The organism is Anaeromassilibacillus sp. An200 (genome assembly GCF_002160025.1).
GTDB lineage: Bacteria > Bacillota > Clostridia > Oscillospirales > Acutalibacteraceae > Caccousia > Caccousia stercoris.
Genome location: NZ_NFJU01000151.1, coordinates 1 through 532, shown reverse-complemented (window position 1 = coordinate 532; position 532 = coordinate 1). Strand labels below are relative to the sequence as shown.

The 532-nt window shown below is 53.2% G+C and carries 1 pseudogene; it reads left to right on the top strand.

From position 1 onward, the window contains the following. Positions 1-403, top strand: a pseudogene (locus B5F35_RS18865) (hypothetical protein); the annotation flags it as partial. Positions 404-532: the final 129 nt, after the last annotated feature.

Genomic DNA, 532 nt, shown 5'->3' with positions numbered 1-532 from the left:
ACTGACGCTTGCCGGTGTATCCTGGCAGGGTGTAGGCGGAACAGGAGCAAATGGCAGTTTGATCCCCACGTCCTACACAGCCACAGCGTCCTATAGCGCTGTTGGAAGCCGAAGCTACGCGACAGGGTATATCACCACCGCGCGATACAGCGGTGATGTTACCTTAACAACGGAAGATATCCTGTACACCCTGACCTACAGCGGAGAGCCGATCCCCCCGCCGGAGCCGGACAGGAGCTGGGTTGTATGGACGCTCGCAGCTATCTTTGCTGTAAGCCTGGGAGCCAGTATTGTGCTGGCAGTCCTGTATTTCAGAGGAAGGAGGAGGTTAAGACAGGAATCTGTGATTCCCTCGGCAGAAGAAACGCAAGAAAAAGAAGAAAGGAACGAAGCAAGTGAATAAGAAAATACTGTGTATTGCCCTGGCCGGTATGCTGGCTGCATCCATGTGTGCTCCGGTTTCCGCAGCCTGGGATGACCCCGAATACTACTACGATTATTATGTACAGGCGGAGGAATTCCCCTATTTCTA